This is a genomic window from Paenisporosarcina antarctica (assembly GCF_004367585.1).
Lineage (GTDB): Bacteria > Bacillota > Bacilli > Bacillales_A > Planococcaceae > Paenisporosarcina > Paenisporosarcina antarctica.
In genome coordinates, this window is the sequence record NZ_CP038015.1 from 2,542,942 (window position 1) to 2,563,669 (window position 20,728).

Consider the following 20,728-nt stretch of genomic DNA (forward strand, 5'->3'; position numbering starts at 1 on the left):
ATAAAGCGAGGCGAGTTTACTGCCATGGCGAATAAGGTTCCTGTATCAATTTGGACAACAAACATGCTACTCCTAACCCAAACAACAAAAAAGACTGAGCGCAGTGATTTTGTCACTTTCGCTCAGTCCCTTTTACTATAGGAAATCTTACGGAGGGTTCACGTCCGACTCTCTCCTGAAACCTTTAAATGCAAAAATTAACAACCGAAGATGCAATTCTGATTGCTTTTTGGTTTCTTTATTTTCTATAGTAAATGGTCTCAGTCATTAGTAGCCTGTATAGACTTCCAATGACCTCAATTAATAACTACTACAGGGTACAGGATTACACTGACTGTGATAACTAGCTGTATAGTCATCCATAAATAATAAAAATACCGATAACAGCAAGTACATTCCACAAACCATGGGCTATTATAGAAGCCGTCAATCTCTTTGTATATAGATAAAGCAATGTATAGACAGTACTCGGAACGAGGAGATCGACCCATTCATTAATATTTATCGGCAGGTGACCCGCTGCAAAGAATATAATGGCAAAAATAGCAGCAATGTATAAAGCAATCCTTGAGTTTCTGAAAATACCGGCGATTGCCCCAATAACAAAACCTCGATTATATAGTTCTTCAGTCAATCCTCCTCCAATGACCCCCAAGGGAATGTACCACAAAATATTAATCCATTGATGATCGAGCATGGTTAGTATCCCTGAAATATCCGCTCTACCGTCTCCACCTGTGTTTGGAATGAGCCAAATAAATTGGATAAGCGCCCAACAAATAGCAACAATAGAGCCTAGCAAGGCATCTTCTTTCCATTTAGATGAGGTGAACCCAATTTTCGTGAAATCTAGTTTCATATAGCGAAGGCTGAAATAAATCAGCGGAATAATGAGGGCAGCCTGTAAAATTCCGATGATTGTCAAATTCATTCCTTGATATCCACCTAAAAAGCCCATTTGAAAAGGAACTTGAGTAAGAGCAAAGAGAATAAATCCTACAAATATTATTAAGAACCACATGACTAAAGACTTTATCATTCTCTGAACTCCCAAGTTTATTATTTTATGTCCAATAGTAGATTAACAACAGATGTAACCGTCAAGTACTTTGCTTTCTTATTCCGGTTGGGTTCTTCACCATCTTAAGTTGCCACCCACGTTGATTTCGACCGTTTTATTCATCCACATTTAATTAAAATAGAAAGCAATTTTCTTTGTAGTAATAGCATTCATGTTTCTGATTTCGAAAATGGAACACGTTTTCCAAGGTCATTATGGACGACAAATCCCTGCACAAAAAGGCAGACGAACGAAGACGCAATTTCGGCAGCTATTAACTTCCAATATTTTTAATAATATATGGTGTCACATACACTAACTGAGCAAGTACTGTCCTGTGTGGCAGAATCAAGGTTTAATATAAATAAGCAAAATAAATCGCTAGGAGAACCACTAATAGAAGCGGAAAATAAAAGAGGATTAGTGTTTTTGAAACAGAGACTTTAATCCAAGAATCAACATCTTTTTTGAATAATGATGTATTCATAGAGAAATCAATATCTGCCTCTAAGGTAGCCCTAACTTTGTCATACAACTTTCTGAACAGTTTTTCCTGGTGTAAGAAAAACCCATCAAGTAGCCAAAAAAAGAGTATGGGGATAAGCACCGAAAATAAATACTTTGAGTCAATTTCTTTGGGATTCGCAAATACAAATATTCCAACAACTATCGTTACCGTCCATCCCTTTAGCAAAAAGGAGTTACTTGCCATTCGAAGTATTGTTTGTTGAATAAATTCTAAATGTCTAATTTTACTGTCCACTTATTAAACACCCCCCTTTAAGTATTTAATGAAATACTAGTTCAAACTAGTATAAAGATCATCAAGAGGATGATTTTCTTTAGTAGAATGAATCCATTTATTTTCCCATTTATTTAAAAATTCCTGATCAATTTTTACTAAATCATTTAAATCAACGGTGTAGTTTATCTTTAACTCTTTCTGTGCATTAAAGATTTCCGCTTCAAACTCTCGCTTTATCTTTCTATCAATTTTCCTCCTTACAACCTTCATGGCAATTAATTCTGTATATATCCATGGAGACTGTGTTGAACTTTCAATCGAATCTTTAGGACTGACAATGGAGTTAGGCGTGTTCAGAAAAAATATACATTCAGTTTTATCTATCATCTTTAAAAGAGAATTTGTCAGCATCATGTGGATGTGACTAGTTGAATAATTTCTTTTGTTATAATCAAACGTTTTGCCATCCTCATTTAAACAATAGTCATGATCAATTTGTTTCAATAAATCATTTGAATAGCCCCACAAACCAGAATCTACAAAAGAATTTAATTTAAATTGACTTTTCAACCAGCCAGCAAGACCTATGGCAATCTTTTCATCTTTATGGGAATGAGAAATAAATACATCTGCATGAATGCTAGGAAACCAATCATTTTGAATTTCTTCGCCACTTAATACACCTGAATCTACATGTTTAAATACATAGTTAGTAAAGTCTCTGCTTAGTTTCTTTTGATTCTCACCATTTACACGATTTCCTTCATGATAATAATTGGTGAATTCATCAGCAATTTCTACATTAAACCCTAAGTACATAAATATCTCACCTTTTCTATTGTTCATATTTTTAAAATAGTTGCTAAGAATTATTTGGGTTCAATTAAACAAGTTTAGGATTATATCGGTTATTTATACTTTTTGACTATTTTCATAAGTACACTTCTTAATACATAACTTTTACATTCGATAGCAATGCCGACTTTCCCTGCGAAATTGTAGATTGACTACAAATAATTCAATAAATAATCATGGTGCATGAAAAAATGAGTTGCTATATTAATCAAGAAACAAGGACACTTTGGACGGTAACCAACTTCACCAAAACCTAGAAAATGAAAAAGACAATCTAAGTGACTAGGTCACATAGATCGTCTCTTTTTCAAATCCTCGAAGGGTATTTCATTATTCTCCATCTGAGGCGATTTTTATTTTAAATGAAATCCCTTTTTCTCTAAAAATGATCGGACATGTAATCGTTGTGGTTTTTTTAGATATACGGCCATTCCCTTAGTCCACGTTGTAGACTTTTCATTTGTACTTCTATTTTTATAGTATCTTTCTATTTCTTTATCATATGTAGGAAGTAGTTCATCGTACTTCACTTCGTCGTACTTATTTTCATGTAAAATTGCATCTACTGGTAGTCTCGGCTTTACCTCATTATGTTCTGCAGGCACACCCATTGTCATCCCGTAAACAGGAAATACTCCATTTGGCAACTCCACCAAATCACTTATAGCTTCCATCTCATTTCGCACGCCGCCAATATAACAGATTCCATATCCCTTTGACTCCGCAGCAAGCGCAAGATTTTGTGCAAAAAGACCAACATCTGTTATTCCAACGATTAAACTTTCCGCATTATCAAAAACGATCGATTCGCCGTGCATTTTACCTGCGTGGGACAATCTACTAAAATCTGCACACAACAACAATACAGCACCTGCGCCAAGCATTTGTTTAGGATTTCGAGATAGTTCTGCTAACTTTTCTCTTTTCTCTTTGTCGGTAACCCAAACTACTGAATAGGCCTGAACAAAATGAGAGGTTGCAGCATGTTGAGCAATTTCGACGAGTTCACTGACCTCTTCTCGAGATAGCTGCTTTTCTGTATAACTACGAACCGATGAGTGAGATCTAATTAACTCGATTACCAAAATGAATTCCCCCTATTTTCTCATATATTATTCCCAATGATTATATATTCTATCATTTATTTAAAATTATCGGAATTCTCAAGTCTTCTGGAAAATAAGAAAAGCCGGGCAAAGTACGCCCGGTCCTTTAAGAAGGGTAACCATAGAAACCCGTTTATTTCCGCTACGGTGGACGCTTTTCAAGGGCTTGGCTTCAGTCTCCTCGGGCCAATAGGATGTTGGTCACGAAGAAGTTGCCACACGACGTGGCGTTCTTAGTCTTCGTTCCATGTGCTCCTGCAGTTACTCGTTGCAAAGACACTGGCTTTTGGCCAGTACCTTTCCTGCGCGCCTTCATCTCATGCTTTTCCAGCAGAAGTCGCCACCTACGCTTCAAGCAACTAGTGTGAATTTATCCGGCGCTGGAAGAACCGATTCGGAAACAATTTGTTTCCGCCTGAGGGTCTGAAGCTGAGGTGTGAGCTGGCGCTTGGAGCTAGACATAACAACTCCAAGTACGAAGATATTGCTCGAAAAAGCTGATACTCTCTTGTATAACGAAAAAAACAATCGAAGATGCAATTTCGACTGCTTCATGCTTTCTTACTATTGAATAATAGTCCTCACATTTCCCTTTAAGAATTGTAAGTCAAACAACCAGTTTTTCATCTCATATTTTATTGCGCAACTGGTTTTTTACTTTTCTTACCATAATAACGTTTGATCACTTTAAATGATCTTCTTTCTGCATACTTCTTGCACGATTCACAGAAAACCATGCGCATTCCACTACGATTTTCAAATTTAATTAATGTTACATCTTGAATTTTACAGATTGCACATGATCTCTTAAATATTTTTATCATGCAAGAATCTCCCACTTTCCATAATACTGTTTATTAAAACTTATTTATGTAAATAGTAATAGCGATAGGTATTAGGACATGACATCACGTATTAATAATCATCATTTTCTTGTAATTTTTCCTATAACTTAGTATATATGAATCACTTTATTTTTCATAGCAGAACTTTTGTGAGATTTTGTCGAATTTCTATTTTTTTATTTATTGTAAGGAAATGTCGAAAAATTCTACTATGTATTGGAATTTCCTCCTTAAATATATACCCCTTAAGGTAAAATTTTTATATAATAAAATCGACACTGACCTTTTACAACCATAAAAAAATAGGACGGCTAATTCCATTGAGGATTAGCAGTCCTATTCGGCTATTATTTTAAGTTTAACAACTCTTTAAAGAGCCCATTATGAGAAAGCAGCCACTCTTTAGTTTCTATCATAAATTTTTTTAAACCGATTCCTTATTTTCAAATGGAATGACTGCATCGTGTATTTCTTGTTCTAATTCGACTTGATATGCTTGATACGTTTCTTCATCCCATTTCAACAAGTTTTTCATGAGGTTCAAAATCGAAACTTTGTGAAGCTCGACCCAATTGATGTCAAAGAACAGTCTGCCTGTACGTCGAATAAAGAAATCAACCGGTTTGACCATCATTTCATTTTGAATCGCATAGACAACTTCCGCGTAAACAGCTGGTGTCATAGAACCTTCAAGTTCCATTCCTGATGCAGCATGTGCAATTAAATAAAGCTGATCTGCATTCGTTCCATAAAAAGAGGCGAAGTGACGTCCCTCGTCAACTGTTAATCCGAATTGGCCCGCTTCGAGAGCTTTCATTTCAACGAAAGATTCAAATTGTTTTGAGCCACCAAAATCAGCACCTGAAATAGGTAAATTTATGGTCATGCACTTTCCAAAAGCTTGTTTGGTTTCTGATTTTAAACGCTTCGTTACAAGATCCACCACATGCTCAGACATTTTTCTATAGCCGGTCAATTTACCGCCAGCAATTGTAATTAGACCACTTTCATGTTCCCAAACTTCATCTTTACGAGAAATCTCAGATGGATCTTTTCCTTCTTCGTATATAAGAGGACGAACACCCGCCCAACTTGATTCAACATCATCAACAGAAATGCTAACAACGGGAAACATATAATGAATGGCATCTAATATATATTGACGATCTTCAATTGTCATTTTAGGGTTCGCAATATCTTGATTTTTTTCAAATACTGTATCGGTCGTCCCCACATATGCCTTGCCATTACGCGGGATTGCGAACATCATTCGTCCATCCTGTGTATCAAAATATAGAGCTTGCTTTAACGGGAAAACAGATTGGTCGACTACTAAATGAACCCCTTTTGTTAACCGCAGTTGCTTTGTGTTTTTGGAATAATCCATATTGCGGACAGCATCGACCCAGGGACCGGCTGCATTTACAACTTTTTCCCCTGAAATACGCAATTTCTTACCTGTTATCTGGTCAATCGCTTCAATACCTGTAATCTTTTTTTCAGAATAGGTAAAGCTTTGTGCTTTAACATAATTAATGAATTCAGCACCATTTTCCACAGCTTTTTTTATTACTTCAAGTGTCAAACGAGCATCATCAGTTCGATATTCAACATAGTAACCTGCTCCACGTAGCCCTTCTTTTTTAACTAAAGGCTCACGGTTTAGTGTTTCTTTTGCAGTTAGCATTTTGCGTCGTTCTTTTCTTTTAACTCCTGCTAAATAATCATAAACACGCAAACCAAAAGAAGTGCTTAGCTTACCAAACGTCCCGCCTTTATGGATCGGTAATAGCATCCATTCTGGAGTCGTGACATGCGCTCCATTTTCGTAAACGATTTCACGCTCTTTGCCGACTTCAGCAACCATTTTAACTTCAAATTGTTTTAAGTAACGCAGTCCACCGTGGACAAGTTTTGTTGAGCGACTTGATGTACCACCTGCAAAATCTTGCATTTCAACAACAGCAACTTTCATCCCTCTAGTCACAGCATCCAGTGCAATTCCCGCTCCGGTAATTCCTCCACCAATGACAATAAGGTCATATACCACTTGGCTCATAGTCGTCAACTTTTCTTCTCTATTTGTACTTGAAAAAGTTTGCATGTAATTAGTTCCTCCTTAAAATTAATATATCATTTTTACATTATATTGGACTATTTTTACAAATAGAAAAAGAGAGACCTGAATAACATTACGAGCAATTGCTCAATAATGAATTCAGGTCTCTCTAAGTCTCTACCCGTTTATTAACTTAGCTTTACTATACCATATGCATGTTTTATTTAAAAGCCATAGTAGCTGTTACAGCTTTTTTCCAGCCTGAATATAGTTCTGTTCGACTTTCTTCAGACATAGTTGGATCGAAATTCTTATCAACTTTCCACATGTCCGCAATCTCTTCTCGACTCTTCCAGAAACCGACAGCCAGTCCTGCTAAATATGCTGCACCAAGAGCAGTTGTTTCCTCAATTACTGGACGTTCAACTGAGACGTCTAATAAGTCACTTTGGAATTGCATAAGAAAATCATTTTTAACAGCACCACCATCGACGCGTAGCTTTCTAAGCTTAATCCCTGAATCTTTTTCCATCGCATCAAGGACATCTTTCGTTTGGTATGCTAGAGACTCTAGCGTTGCTCGTATGAAATGTTCTTTCGTAGTTCCTCTTGTTAATCCAAAGATTGCACCTCGAACTTCACTATCCCAGTATGGTGTTCCTAAACCGACAAAAGCAGGTACCACGTATACACCATCCGTTGAGTCCACGCGTTTCGCATAGTCCTCACTTGCTGGTGAATTCTTAATCATTCTCAGCCCGTCACGCAACCATTGAATGGCACTTCCCGCAACAAAGATACTGCCCTCTAATGCATATTCCACTTTCCCATCAATTCCCCAAGCAAGGGTAGTTAGTAGACCATGATTTGAAACAACTGCTTTTTCACCAGTATTCATTAACATAAAGCACCCTGTGCCATATGTATTTTTCGCCATTCCTTCCTTATAACAAGCTTGCCCAAATAAAGAGGCTTGCTGATCACCCGCTGCACCAGCGATTGGAATTTCTTGCCCAAAGAAATGATAGTCTACTGTTTTCGCATATATTTCTGAAGAAGATTTCACTTCTGGCAGCATTGATTTTGGTATCCCTAAAATATCAAGAAGTTCCTGATCCCATTTTAATTCATAAATATTGTACATGAGTGTCCGCGACGCGTTGGAGTAATCTGTAACATGCGCTTGTCCTCCTGAAAGTTTCCAAATTAACCACGAATCAATGGTTCCAAAAAGCAGGTTTCCTTCCTCTGCTCGTTCTCTTGCACCTTCAACGTTATCAAGAATCCATTTTACTTTTGTACCGGAGAAATAAGCGTCAATTAGTAAACCAGTTTTATTACGAAACGTATCGTTATGCCCTTGGTCTTTTAACTCATCACAAATGCCAGCAGTTTGACGAGATTGCCAAACAATCGCATTATATACCGGTAAACCTGTTTCTTTATCCCATACAACAGTTGTTTCACGTTGATTTGTAATCCCAATACCCTCTATTTGGTGTGGTTTCACACCGGATTCAGATAAAACAGATGCAATGACGGCTAAAATAGATCCCCAAATTTCACTAGCATTATGTTCGACCCAACCTGGTTTCGGAAAATATTGTTGAAATTCCATTTGAGCAAAATTCACAACTTCACCCTTCTTATTGAATAAAACAGCTCTTGAACTTGTCGTTCCTTGATCCAATGATAAGATATATGTTTCCATTTTATACTCCCCTTTGAGCTGATAATTGCTCAGTTTTTTGAGATTGTAATTCTTTCTTATCAACTAAAAATAAAAATAATAAACACAAAAGCGTAATACCTAAGACAAGCCAAAACCAAATCGTGAAATCATTAGTGAAGAAACCTTTGTAAAACACACCACCTAATGATCCACCTAGGACTGGTCCTAAAACAGGAACCCAGGCATATCCCCAGTTCGAGCTTCCTTTTCCTGCAATTGGTAATAGATAATGGGCAATTCTTGGCCCTAGATCCCGAGCAGGATTAATTGCGTAACCTGTCGTACCACCTAAAGAAAGTCCTATTGCAACAATGAGCATTCCAACAATAAATGGATTTAACCCTTCAGTAAAGTCATTTGCACCAATTGATAAAATACCAATGACTAAAATAAAAGTTCCAATAATTTCGCTTAATAAATTCGAGAAGTGATGCGGGATAGCTGGCCCAGTAGAAAACACGCCAAGCTTGGCACCAGAATCCTCTGTTACTTTCCAGTGCGGTAAAAAATGAAGCCATACAATAGTTGCCCCTATGAAGGCGCCGATCATTTGAGCTGTCACATACAATGGCACTTGAGACCAAGAAAAATCTCCATTAAACGCTAAACCAAGGCTTACTGCAGGATTTAAATGTGCTCCGCTAAACTGCCCGACTGCGTAAACAGCCATAGCTACACCGAGTCCCCATCCAAATGAAATGACGATCCACCCACCATTTAATGCAAAAGATTTCTTCAAGCTCACATTTGCAACCACACCTGCTCCAAATATAATCAAAATAGCTGTTCCAATCAACTCTGCTAAAAATTCACTCATTACCATATTACCTCCCTATCCCATTAAATTCACTATTTTCCAACCATGAAAAAAAAGAGACTCACACATACTTTGACACGTAAATAAGTGTCAAAGTATATGTGAGTCTCTTGGTCTCTCCACGGAATATTAACTTGCTATTAACTTAACAAATTATGAAAACGCTGTCAAGAGTCAGAATACTTTATTTTTTATTTTTTCTTAGAAAATAGATCCCATAAAGATATCGATGACGTCGTGATCGCACTTGCTCCTGCTGCAATCGCAGCTTCAACTTCTTGTTGTGTTTCGATTAATCCACCCGCAATAATAGGTTTACCAGTTTCTAATCGGATACGTTCAATTACTTTAGGGACTACACCTGGCAAAAGTTCAATATAATCTGGATCTGTTTTGTGAATGATCTGGATGCTTCGATTTAACGCGGTCGAGTCAATCACAAAGGTTCGTTGGATTGCTTTGACATTAAGTTGACGTGCTTTTTTGATGACGCTACTTCTCGTTGAGATAATTCCATATGGTTTTATCGTTTGGCATACATACTCAGTGGCATGTTCATCGTTTGATAAGCCTTGAATTAAATCCATATGAAGAAACATGTCTTTATTTTCTGCGCGAGCATAATCGAATACACTTTTTAACATGCCTACGTGTATATTTAAAAATACACCATAGCGAAATGAATAGGTTAGCATTTTATCAAAGTCTTTCATGGATTGTATGGCAGGTAAAATTTGCTGTCCTTTAAATGGCATTTGTAACTCCGCGTCCTTTCTTTTTACGTATACAGAAAATTTCTATTGAGGGAATTATACCTGTATTCGTTAGGATATTATAGCTTTTAGTTATTTCACGTTTGGCTGGTGTAATTATTAGGATGAGGTTTTGCACACTATATAGCTAGGCAACTTGTCTTGAAACTCTAAATAAAGAAAAGATAAAAGCGGAACACACGATAAAAATTCACCATTGAATCGACTGATTTCCGGCTAGCTATAGACGACACTAACTGCTACATCATAACCTAGGAAATTAAAAGCATTTTGATGTGACGTTGTCACGTCAAAATTTTTCTTTTTTAGAGGCAATCTTGCGGCGGGTGTGCGTCCGTCGCTCGCGTCCAAACTTCACGTGCACATGTCTTTTATTTTGGTTTACTAGTGAATGGACACTTAATGCCTAGAAAGTAAGCCGTCGAAGATGAAATTTCGACGGCTTGTTTCTAACTATACAGGATTATTCTGCGTTACTTGAAGAACAGGATTTTCAGTTTTTCCACACACTACACAGGGTGCAATATCATAACTCTTTAAAGAAAAGATAAATAGCGGCAGAACATACTCACGCAGAATACAGGAAGAAAGGATTCACCATTGTATCAACTGTGGTTTTTCGGATTGCTTAGGACTGCAAACCCACTGCATCATAACCTAGAGAATAAAAAGAATTGTGATGTGACGTTGTCACATCACAATTCTTTTTTCTGACAGGCAATCTTGCGGCGGGTGTGCGTCCGTCGCTCTCCTTCAACCTTCACGTGCACATGTCTTTATTTTGGTTTACTAGTGAATTGACACTTACTGCTTAGAAAGTAATCGGCCGAAGATACAATTTCGGCCGATTGTTGCTAGCTATACAGGATCATTCTGCTTTATTTGAAAATAGGGATTCGACGCACGTTCTAAGTGGGCGTGCCGAGCAGAACGAAGTGATGCTTGGCAACCTAGGACATCCGCTGCGCCTGTTCCCGTAGAGGTAGTTCGTTAAAGAAACAGCCAGCCATCCCTTGCAGAACAATTCCCTCCGATGCTGAGCCACAATTGCCCCTCAAATTGTGGCTCAGCATTTGGGATGGCACTCTAGCGGAACAGCTGAAATACATTGAACCACACTCTAGCGGTCTCATTAAAGAAAGAAAACATAAACGATGGCAGAAAACGATTTCTGTGGGCGTGTTAGACAGAAAAAAGAGAGGGGCAAGTCACTCTTGCTCCTCTCTTTTAGATGTTATGACATTTAACTAAGAGTCCCGACTTTAGCTGAAGTTCCTCTCTTCTTAATCCATGCATAAATAATCGCTGCTATTAATGTAAAGCCCAGGTAACCCATTACTGGATAGACAGTACCGACCAGTGTAATAAATCCAACAAAACTTGCACCGAATGCCGCCACGCCAAAGACTACAACTGCACCTTTAAATCGAACGGTTTCCGGTTTCACAATACGAACTGAGAATGCATACAACATACCGACTGCAGTGTTGTAGATCATAGCTAATAATATTACTGACAGGATTCCGCCCATTACTGGACCCATATTGTTAGCAATAAATAACATAGGCATCGGTACACTCGCAATTTCTTTCAACTGTGTCAACATGGAGATATTGATTAGTAGGATAATAAGTCCTAGGCCAAGACCTCCTATGATTCCTCCCCAAGCTGCCACTTTTTCGTCCTTAACAGTTCCACCCATAACCGTTAGCATCGCCGCTCCTGCAGCAATATTATAGGATACGTACAAAATGGCTGCTACAAGCCAGTGAGAAGCTCCTCGATTTTGAGCAACATCTACAGATTGTAACGCTGCAGATGAAATGTCGTAGTTAATTAACGAATGGACAGTCATGGCAATCACTAACAGCAATAAAAATGGCGTGATTGCACTAATGAGAGTAATGACTTTTTTCACACTCAACGTCACTGTTGCAATTGTCAAAACGGTCATGAGGATACTTCCAATAAAACTAGGTATACCAAATTGTTGTTCAAAAATTGCGCCAGCACCAGAAAACATAACAACGGTAACCCCGAATAAGAAAAAGGTAATGATGATATCAACAACTACTCCTAAGTAACGTCCGCAAATATAGTAAATGACATTTTGATGGGAGGTCGTTTGAAAACGACTTCCCAGTTGTGCCAAATTCATCCCTAAAAAAGCGAATAACACAGTTGCCACAACCGACCCTGCTATTCCAAGTGCACCAAAACTAGTGAAAAACTGTAATATCTCTTGACCGGATGCAAGACCAGCTCCAACAATTACTCCGATGAAACCCGCTCCGATTTGAAAAGCTTTTCTCATAAGCTATCCCCCGCTTCTATGTTATTACTGACTGACTTAACTTCTTATCGGTGCAATCTCTATTTATTCTGCATTAAAGTGCATTTCCTCGACCGTAAATTTATTCATAGCTTTCATATTTGGTTCGTATCCAATGCCGAATGCTGTTGGCACTGTAATATAACCTTCCTCCACAACGACTTCCGGGCTAATGACATCTTCTTCCCAGTAGCGAGAAGATCCTGCTGTGTCCCCGGGCAAAATGAAGTTCGGGAGTGTCGTAAGTGCTATGTTATGAGCACGACCAATTCCCGACTCCAACATGCCACCACACCACACCGGAATTTGTCTTTCCATACAATAATCATGGATTTTTTTCGCTTCCGTCAGGCCACCAACTCGTCCGATTTTTATGTTGATGATTTTTGTGCTCCCTAGTTCAATAGCTTTACGTGTATCTTCAAGAGAATGAATACTTTCATCCAAACAAATAGGTGTTTTCAATTGTTTCTGCAATGTCGCGTGATCAATAATATCGTCAGAAGCGAGTGGCTGTTCGATCATCGTCAAATTAAATTCGTCTAGCTCTTTTAGTATTTCAATATCTGCAAGCGTATAGGCTGAATTAGCATCTGCCATAAGTGGGACTTCGGGAAAGTGTTTTCGCAGCTCTCGCATCACGTTCACATCATAGCCTGGTTTAATTTTCACTTTGATACGCTTATATCCTTCTTCTACAAATCCTCGAACGGTTTCAACCAATTTGTTTACGTCTTCATGAATGCCGATACTAATCCCAACTTCAATTTTAGCCAGCACGCCGCCTAAAGCATGCGCTAATGTCATCTTGTTACGTTTCGCATAAACATCCCAAATCGCACCTTCAACAGTGGACTTGGCCATATTGTTTTTACGGAGATTTGCAAATAACTCACTGACTTCGTCAGGATGTGTGATTTCTTTATCTAAAACCAGAGGAATTAAGAAGTCTCGAATCATATGTATATTGGTTTCTAGCGTTTCTTCGTTGTACCAAGGGGAGTGGAACGCTACTGACTCTCCCCATCCCGTATTTCCAAGTTCATCTTTCACTTCTAATAACAGAAAATCTTTGTCTTGAAATGTACCAAAACTTGTCGTGAACGGATGTTTCATGGTCATTTTCAATTTTCGAATAGTAATTTCTTTTATAATCATTGTGATTCTCCTTTGTCTCTTCGATTCAATGGAATGCTACTGCGTTTCACAAATTGATAATATTGAACGTCTTCATCTGACTTTCTCAAACCAATCACCGCATACTCCATCGCAAATAGTGCTTGAAAAACTTCTCTGACTTTCATACGCCATTGTAATGCCAGTTCAGGCTCATTCTTTTTAATCAGTTGAAAATAAGTTGGAACGGGAATTTCATAGCCTACGCTATTCTCGAGAATTGCACTATAGTCGACTGAAACAATTGGATGTCCTTTTGCAGATTTCCCTAATTCACACGGAAGATGATACGTGACATCCTTTGGCATCCATTTCGACTCAACCCGGTCACTCAAAATCCACCACTCAATTTGAAGCCGATCAGTTGGTAATCCTTTATTCAACCCGTCAGTCATTTCACCATAACAATTTTCTAAATAGGTATTGCAGATTGCATACAGTTTAGAAACATTCAAGTAAGCATTTCGACTCTCTAGAGGGTCAAAAGTCCAAGTAATTAAGTCATAGCCCATTTCTTGAGCACGTGTTCGCTGTTTGTCTTTCAACAGCTTACCAATTCCCATTTGCTGATAGTCAGGATGAATGCCAAGCATATGTGAACATAAATATGATTTACCTTTCAAGAAACCTGGAAAACCATAGGAGAATCCGATGAGTTTTCCTCCGGCGAAAGCACCGATCAGTATGCCACCGTTTTTGGAAGCTGTAAATGTCTGATGGGTTGGAATCGGATCCATCCCCCACACTTCCCCTTCAAGTATCTGGATTAATCGCATGTCTTCGTTCGTTTCTAATAAGCGGATGCTTATAGTCGAATTCATACCTTCACTTCCTTTGTTCTAAATGTTCAAATGAATGGCTGACCGTGCGAACGAGAATTTCAATACCTGTCAGTAAGCTATCCCGATTGAATGTCATCTCTGGATGATGAAGTCCGGGTGATAAATCACAGCCGAGACCAAGCATAGTTGCTTTGACTGAAGGCCTTTGTAATGTGTAGTAATGAAAGTCCTCTCCACCTGGTGTCACGATAGGTGGAACTAAAAATGCTTCCCCGACTGTTTCACTAATTGCTTGTGCCATCAGATCAACTGCAGTGTCATCGACTTCAGCGGCTGCGATTTCAGCCATTATTTCATAATTAATTTCAACTTCGGCTAGTTCAGCAACCGAACGAATCGCTTTTTTGACACGTTCCATCAGCTGGTCCATTATTTGATTAGTTTGAGAACGGACATCTATGCTGAATACAGCATTTCCAGGGATGATGTTAATCGAATCGCTCCCCGCTTGGAACATTGTCAGCTTCGCCGAATGTGAAACCATCGGATCTACTTGGATAGAGTGAATGGCCTGTACAAGAAGTGCCATCACTTCGATAGAATTTTGTCCTAAATGTGGTCTAGCTCCATGAGTATCTGTACCTATGATTGACCCTTTTATCAATTTTGCAGAACCATGTAATATGGCGGGTGCTGCGTAGCCGTGACCGATTTCTTGAATCGGGCGAAGATGGACACCATACAAATAATCGATATCGTCTACAATACCTTTATTCACAAATGACAAGGCACCTGTTCCTTTTTCCTCAGCCGGTTGAAAAATCACTTTCAATCGGCCAGTTTTCGGAATGCCGATTTTTTTCATAACGAGTAACGCACCAATTGCCATGGTCATATGCCCATCGTGTCCACATGAATGGTTCGCCTGGTAAACACCGTCAACTTCTTGCCAAAGTGCATCAATATCCGTTCGAAGTCCAACGCAATAATCTCCAGACCCTACAGTTACCACAAGCCCTGTCGAGTCTGCGAAGGTCTCAATTTGAAAATCTTCGTCCTCCAATAATTGTGTAATATACTTTGTCGTCTCAACTTCCATCCAACTAATTTCGGGATGTGTATGTAAATGATTGAACACTTCCTCAATGATTGGTTTCACATCTTGTAATGCTGACTTCACGTTGTTCAGTCTCCTTCCGCAAATAAAAAATCACTATTTAGTGCTTCATATCTTTCTTGTCTAAGTTTAAAATTATCCTTTTCCTTAACCGACAAACCGGCAACAATTGCATTCATCAATGAAAAAAGTGCAGCTGTTGCATCAAGCGGTGATTTATTAGTGGAATAAATAGGAAACATCAACTGGCTGTATGGATGGATAGGGGCCAATAAAGAATCCGTTATGCCGATAATAAATGCTTGTTGTGTATATGCCAATTTCGCAATTTGAATCGTTTCTTTAACATAACGATGAAACGAAATAACAATAACTACAGACTTGTCATCCATTCGACTTAACGTTTGTAATACATCTTCCGATTCTGGTCGTATAAGCTGGACATCTGCTCTTACCAAACCAAGTGTATAAGAAAGCCAATTGGCAGCAGCGAACGAAGAACGAAGGCCCAAAATATACACTTTTTCCGCTTTCGCGAGTCGATTAATTGCCGTTTCGTACCCCTCTTCTGGTATTTGATTCATCGTCACAGCAATATTGACTCGATCCTGTTCCATCACTTTTGCAAAAAATTGTGGTTCTTGTTCGAGTTCAAGCTTGGCTTTTTGATAAGATGCCAAGCTGCTTTGCTGAGATAATAATTGCTCTCGAATGATTTTCTGTAATTCGGCGTATCCAGAAAGCTCTAAACTATAACAAAAGCGGATGACCGTTGTTTCACTAACTCCGATTGTCGCCCCTATTTCTTGCGCTGATGCTAACGCTATTTTCCCTGGATAATCCATCACATACGAAGCTACTTTTTTCTGACTCTTAGAAAGCTTATGGAAATACTGGTGAATCAACTCTTTAATATTCATTTTCAATCTCCTATATGAAGGTTTGACATTTAATTATTATTTTATGAAGTTTAAACTTCATTTCTGTTATTAGTTAATTTATCACATCATTTAACGGAATACAATGACTTTTCTGAAATTGAAAGTTTTTTCTTTTAATAAAGCTAGCTTCTCAAATAATAGGTCCTTCGATTTCTGCTATTTTCTAGAAGTTTGTTAACGAGCGAATCGTTTGGATGAAAAAAAGATGCGGCCGAATATGTATATTCGGCCGCACTGAATTTCCTATAAGTATTTCAACATCTATTATCATTTGGAATACCTGATCTCATTCAATTAAATTCTTGCTGATTGCCATCTCTCCGCCCAAAAGAGTGAAGTTGCGGATATTATATCTTTTGATTAAATCAGCTGTTGGAACCGGTACAACACTTTTCCGAACCAAAATAATTGGAGCGTTATTTTTAGCTGCAAGTACAGATCCAGTCAATGCATCAGCGAAAGCCTCACCAGTTGCGACATACACTTTTTCGGTTTGAAGATTCAATGTATCAATAACGGCTACCGCCGTTTCAAATCGACTTTTCCCTGAAATTCGTACTGGGCTTTTTAGTTTGTTGAACACAGTAGATGAAACTGCCAATTCTCCACCCATCACAATCGTTTTCGGAATCGATTTCAAGACAGTTTGTGTTTCCGCTGGAAGTAGATTCGTTTTGGTTAACAAGATTGGGTATTCATTTTGAGCAGCATAAGAAGAAATAGCAAGTGCATCAGGGAAATTGTATCCATCTGTCACGATAGCTTTTTCCGGATTCCCACCCATTCGTACAGCAATTTTTGCTGCCGTTTCGAACCGATTTTTCCCTGAAATTCTTTCTACTTTAATTCCCATCGACTTAATACTATTCGCAATAGAACTTGAAACAGCTAGTTCTCCACCGATGATGATTACGTTCTGCGCATTTAAACGCTTCAGTTCTTCAAAAGTTTCAGGTGCTAATTTTTTCTGATTCGTTAAGAGAATCGGTGCGTCTTGCTGGTAGGCAAGTGGAGATGCAGCTAGTGCATCCGGGAAATCATAACCTAGAGCAAGAACGACAGTTTTAGCCGTTTTCCACCCATTTTTGGAAATAGCGATGGCAGTCGTAATCCGATTGGTTCCTGAAATACGATTGACCGTATTACCTTCTCTCACTTTGACTTCGCTTGCTTCACTGATATTTCCAGCACTATCAGTGGCGGTAACATGTAAAGCTGTTCCTTCTTTTTGTTTTACTATTGAAACCATGTATTTACCTTCTTTATTAGTAACAGCTGTACCCAAAACTGTAGTTCCTACTTTTACTGTAATCTTTGAACCAACTTCAGCTGTCCCTGTTACTGATGTGGAACTTGCTGTAACTTCATTCACACTAGGCATTGATGGTTCAACATTATCTTCAAATGAAGTCACAATACCATATAAGTCGTCTTCATAATTATCATCATATCCATCTTCATTATCACTATCTATTGCTCCAATGTAATAAGTTCCTGCCTTATGAACCTGGTAAGCTTGCATCTCAACATCATCTTCATAGTAGAAACCTAAATACTCTAAAAAACCATTTTCATCAAAGTCTTTTTCAAAAGCTGCGAATGCTAGTTCAATCGCATAGGAGTTTGCCGTTCCTGCTACTAGTAAAACACCCTTTGCTGGCACATTTACTTTAAATATATCAACATCAAACAACGGAAGTAGCTGCCCCACCATTACTCTATCATTAGGCAGTATATTTGCCGTACTAAAATCATCATTAGGTTCCTTTTCAACTAGCGTTTCTTCACTTGCTGCGCTCTTGTTTAGTTTACTTATATGTTCTAAACTAGTTGAACTTTTTAATTCTAGTTCAAGATGCTTTAGTTTGAACGGATCAATAACACCTTTTAATAGTGGTTTTTCGATTTGAAGATTAATTGATTTTTTGAACAACTCATAATTCTGTTCTTCTGCGTGAGCAGTACTTGATACAGACAACAAGGATACTAATACTCCCATAGCAACTATACTTACAAAACCTTTTTTCATTTAACCTCTCCTTTTCTAGTTTCCTTATTAAGTAAAAAATCGTTATTTTTATTAATTCTCTACACATCCATAATATTCCTGCATGTCCATGTCCAAACAAAACGTTTTAATCCCAATCGTACTGACCCCATATTTGGAGTTTATATGTATGTTTCTTACCAAAACGGATACCTATTTTCAATATATCTAATCGAAGTAACTATGAATTGGATACAATATATTTCTATTTTCTATTGAAAACGCATAATAATGCTGATATATTAAGTATATTGTATCCAATCTGAAAGGGGTCGATCATATTTTGGATAATAGTAGCGGAGATAAGTCAACCGTCGTTACCTCTGTAACTAGAAGTCTCAGAACAGCTATTTTGGATGGGACGTTGAAAAAAGGGGACCGTCTGATTCAGGAGGAATGGGCTGAACGATTGAACGTAAGTCGAATGCCTATTCGAGAAGCGCTCACACAACTTCAGATGGAAGGTTTAGTGGAGATGGTCCCGCATAAAGGCGCAATCGTTACACCGATTACACGAGATAATATAGAAGAGATTTACCATACTCGCTCTTTATTGGAAGGGTTGGCAGTCGAAAAATCACTTCCCTTTTTAACACAAGAGAATAAAAATCAATTACTTTTGATATTAATTGAAATGGAAGAGCTTCAGTTATGTGATGAAACAAATGATAAATATATACGTCTGAACGCATCTTTTCATGAAACGCTGCGTAAAGGTTGTCCATGGCCGAGAGTTCAAAAAATGGTAGAAACACTTGGCATCTCACCTATTGCGCCAAATTTACTCATTGATTATTATCCAGAAACACAGCGCGAACACCGGATGATTTATGAAGCGGCTTTGCGTGGGGATCCTAGTGAGCTTAGGGCAGCCGTGGAATATCACATTTTGCGGACAAAGAATAATTTAATTCATTATATGGATTTATTAAGTGAAAAAAATACAGACTAAATAGGAGTGATTCAATCGTGTATGATTTCGCGGTTATTGGTGGAGGAATAGTAGGTTTATCAACGGGAATGGCACTTTATAAACGGTTTCCTAATGCAAAAGTAGTTATTATTGAAAAGGAGTCTGTTGTTGCGGACCACCAAACAGGGCATAACAGTGGGGTTATTCATTCTGGTATTTATTATAAACCAGGCAGTTACAAAGCTCGTTTTGCACGTCAAGGAAGCAAGTCGATGACTGATTTCTGTCAAACACACGGGATTAATCATGATATTTGTGGAAAAGTTATTGTCGCAACCAAGCAAGAAGAGTTAGTGCTTCTTGATAATTTATATACTAGAGGACTCCAAAATGATCTAGTTATCCAAAAAATTGGTGCGGCTGAATTAAAGGAAATCGAACCACATGTTAACGGTCTTGGGGCGATTCGTGTTGCACAAGCTGGTATCGTAAATTATCGTGAGGTAAGTGAAAAATTCGCAGATATTATTTTGGAGCATGGCGGGGAAATTCAGTTAAATACAAAAGTAGAAAAAATTCACGAAGAATCAGATCAAGTAGTAATCGAGACAAGCAAAGGTATTTTGAAAGCGCGTATGGTTATTAATTGTGCCGGTCTTCACAGTGACCGAATAGCTACTGCAGCGGGTTATAAAACTGACATGAAGATCGTTCCGTTCCGTGGAGAGTATTTTAAATTGAAACCGGAAAAACGATATCTTGTTAAACATTTAATATACCCAGTACCAAATCCGAATTTCCCATTTTTAGGGGTCCATTTCACACGCATGATCAGCGGAGAAATTGATGCAGGACCTAATGCTGTGCTAAGTTTTAAACGTGAAGGGTATAAAAAGACTGATTTCAATGCAAAAGATCTAATGGAAGTATTAGGTTATCCTGGTTTTTGGAAATTAGCAAGTAAATTTATGAAAGAAGGAATGGATGAATACGTCCGTTCATTTAGCAAAAAGCAATTTACGAAAAGCCTTCAAGAATTAATACCTGAAATCCAGGAAGATGATTTAATTCCAGCACCTGCAGGCGTTCGTGCGCAGGGATTAAAGAGCGATGGGAATTTGGTAGATGACTTTTACATCGTCATGGGAAAACGGACCATACATGTTTGTAATGCGCCCTCCCCCGCTGCCACCGCTTCTATTGAAATTGGTAAAGAAGTGGTTAGCCGTATTCCAGTGCAAATACACTTATTAGAAATGGCTTTAGTTTAAATTACTGTATTTCTAGCAAACTGAGCATGGAGAAAAAATGAACGGAAATAAGGAAACATTACATTATTTATTGACTATGTAGATTAACATGTTAAGTCGAACGGTAGATAAAAAAATAGCTCATTAGAGTACACAGTAGTTAACGCTAATCAACTAA

16 protein-coding genes are annotated in these 20,728 nt (G+C 38.1%); 2 read left to right on the plus strand and 14 right to left on the minus strand.

What is annotated here, in order from left to right:
* Positions 1-355: 355 nt before the first annotated feature.
* From E2636_RS12470 to E2636_RS12540, 14 genes are all read right to left on the minus strand, one after another.
* Positions 356-1,039: a CPBP family intramembrane glutamic endopeptidase gene (locus E2636_RS12470; protein ID WP_134210484.1), complete on the minus strand. Its 684-nt coding sequence runs from the start codon at positions 1,037-1,039 to the stop codon at positions 356-358.
* A 376-nt stretch (positions 1,040-1,415) separates the two neighbouring features.
* A complete protein-coding gene (locus E2636_RS12475) occupies positions 1,416-1,823 on the minus strand; it encodes a hypothetical protein (RefSeq protein WP_134210485.1) in 408 nt (135 codons plus the stop codon).
* 36 nt (positions 1,824-1,859) lie between these two features.
* Positions 1,860-2,624 carry a hypothetical protein gene (locus E2636_RS12480; protein WP_134210486.1) on the minus strand — a complete coding sequence of 255 codons (765 nt, stop codon included), beginning with the start codon at positions 2,622-2,624 and terminating at the stop codon, positions 1,860-1,862.
* Between the two features lie 389 nt (positions 2,625-3,013).
* Positions 3,014-3,745: an oxygen-insensitive NADPH nitroreductase gene (nfsA, locus tag E2636_RS12485; RefSeq protein WP_134210487.1), complete on the minus strand. Its 732-nt coding sequence runs from the start codon at positions 3,743-3,745 to the stop codon at positions 3,014-3,016.
* Positions 3,746-5,035: 1,290 nt separating this feature from the next.
* On the minus strand, positions 5,036-6,715 hold the full coding sequence (locus E2636_RS12495) for a glycerol-3-phosphate dehydrogenase/oxidase (RefSeq protein ID WP_134210489.1): 1,680 nt from the start codon (positions 6,713-6,715) through the stop codon (positions 5,036-5,038).
* Positions 6,716-6,890: 175 nt separating this feature from the next.
* Entirely contained in the window at positions 6,891-8,381 is a 1,491-nt protein-coding gene (gene glpK, locus E2636_RS12500; protein WP_134210490.1) for a glycerol kinase GlpK, read from the minus strand.
* Between the two features lies 1 nt (position 8,382).
* On the minus strand, positions 8,383-9,219 hold the full coding sequence (locus E2636_RS12505; RefSeq protein ID WP_017381396.1) for an MIP/aquaporin family protein: 837 nt from the start codon (positions 9,217-9,219) through the stop codon (positions 8,383-8,385).
* Positions 9,220-9,410: 191 nt separating this feature from the next.
* Positions 9,411-9,974 (minus strand): glycerol-3-phosphate responsive antiterminator, encoded by a 564-nt coding sequence (locus E2636_RS12510; RefSeq protein WP_134210491.1) that lies wholly within the window; start codon positions 9,972-9,974, stop codon positions 9,411-9,413.
* Positions 9,975-11,235: 1,261 nt separating this feature from the next.
* Positions 11,236-12,306, minus strand: coding sequence for a YkvI family membrane protein (locus E2636_RS12515; RefSeq protein ID WP_134210492.1), 1,071 nt, complete (start codon positions 12,304-12,306; stop codon positions 11,236-11,238).
* A gap of 63 nt (positions 12,307-12,369) precedes the next feature.
* A complete protein-coding gene (gene menC, locus E2636_RS12520; protein WP_134210493.1) occupies positions 12,370-13,482 on the minus strand; it encodes an o-succinylbenzoate synthase in 1,113 nt (370 codons plus the stop codon).
* A complete protein-coding gene (locus E2636_RS12525; RefSeq protein ID WP_134210494.1) occupies positions 13,479-14,321 on the minus strand; it encodes a GNAT family N-acetyltransferase in 843 nt (280 codons plus the stop codon). The genes menC and E2636_RS12525 overlap by 4 nt, the downstream gene beginning before the upstream one ends.
* A 4-nt stretch (positions 14,322-14,325) precedes the next feature.
* Positions 14,326-15,462 (minus strand): M20 peptidase aminoacylase family protein, encoded by a 1,137-nt coding sequence (locus E2636_RS12530; RefSeq protein ID WP_134210495.1) that lies wholly within the window; start codon positions 15,460-15,462, stop codon positions 14,326-14,328.
* Positions 15,463-15,467: 5 nt separating this feature from the next.
* Positions 15,468-16,319: a MurR/RpiR family transcriptional regulator gene (locus tag E2636_RS12535; protein WP_134210496.1), complete on the minus strand. Its 852-nt coding sequence runs from the start codon at positions 16,317-16,319 to the stop codon at positions 15,468-15,470.
* Between the two features lie 307 nt (positions 16,320-16,626).
* Positions 16,627-18,369 (minus strand): cell wall-binding repeat-containing protein, encoded by a 1,743-nt coding sequence (locus E2636_RS12540; protein ID WP_134210497.1) that lies wholly within the window; start codon positions 18,367-18,369, stop codon positions 16,627-16,629.
* Positions 18,370-18,670: 301 nt separating this feature from the next.
* Between E2636_RS12540 and E2636_RS12545 the strand changes: the two genes are divergently transcribed.
* A complete protein-coding gene (locus E2636_RS12545) occupies positions 18,671-19,339 on the plus strand; it encodes a GntR family transcriptional regulator (protein WP_134210498.1) in 669 nt (222 codons plus the stop codon).
* Between the two features lie 17 nt (positions 19,340-19,356).
* Entirely contained in the window at positions 19,357-20,571 is a 1,215-nt protein-coding gene (lhgO, locus tag E2636_RS12550; protein ID WP_134210499.1) for an L-2-hydroxyglutarate oxidase, read from the plus strand.
* Positions 20,572-20,728 lie beyond the last annotated feature (157 nt).